Source organism: Candidatus Megaera venefica (assembly GCF_034554655.1).
Classification (GTDB): domain Bacteria; phylum Pseudomonadota; class Alphaproteobacteria; order Rickettsiales; family Rickettsiaceae; genus Megaera_A; species Megaera_A venefica.
The window spans coordinates 1-567 of sequence record NZ_JARJFB010000279.1 but is presented as its reverse complement, the minus strand read 5'-3'; the positions used below and the strand labels follow the sequence as shown (position 1 = coordinate 567).

General features: G+C 34.9%; 2 protein-coding genes. Both read right to left on the bottom strand.

Annotation, left to right across the window (positions count from 1 at the left end; all coding sequences use genetic code 11):
- Window positions 1-227, bottom strand: a 227-nt coding sequence (locus Megvenef_RS09775; RefSeq protein ID WP_322777717.1) for a type II toxin-antitoxin system PemK/MazF family toxin, incomplete at its 3' end; no start/stop codon positions are given.
- The gene (locus Megvenef_RS09770; protein WP_322777716.1) at window positions 221-472 is read right to left on the bottom strand and encodes an AbrB/MazE/SpoVT family DNA-binding domain-containing protein; all 252 of its coding nucleotides are present in this window, start codon (window positions 470-472) and stop codon (window positions 221-223) included. The genes Megvenef_RS09775 and Megvenef_RS09770, both read right to left, overlap by 7 nt.
- Window positions 473-567 lie beyond the last annotated feature (95 nt).

Genomic DNA, 567 nt, shown 5'->3' with positions numbered 1-567 from the left:
CGAATTTGGTCAAGAACAATACTACCTTCTTTCCCTTCAAAAGTTATAGGAACACGAGTTGGATAATTCCTAATCTTGCCCGTCATAGGAGCAACAATAATAGTTCTTATATACTTGTTCATTTCATCAGGAGAAACGACTACACACGGTCTTGTCTTCTTAATCTCAAATCCTTGCGAGGGGTCTAAAGAAACAAGTAAAATGTCAAATCGATTAGTATCTACCATACCCATTCCTCTTCATCCCAAGAATGCTCTATATTATTCATATCTAAAAGGGTGTCATCCTCATTTTCAGCCATAAGTTTAAAACTGTCTTCCCATCCTGATCTTACTTCCTCGTATGGTGTTATGATTAGTGAATGGTCTTTTACTGTGAGTTGTACGGTATTCTTTATTTTAGATTGTTTAAGAAATGCTTTAGGTATTCTCAACCCTTTTGAGTTACCAATTTTTATGATCTCTGCGTACATACCCCTCCTCCTTAGTTTTTTTGAACAATATTAGTATTGTAATTACTTTGTGCTAACGTGTCAATAGAACTAGATTTCTTTTTTATGGCCAACAA

Excerpts from the sequence above, each read along its gene's own strand:
- Megvenef_RS09770 (WP_322777716.1), bottom strand. The coding sequence starts at position 472 with ATGTACGCAGAGATCATAAAAATTGGTAACTCAAAAGGGTTGAGAATA.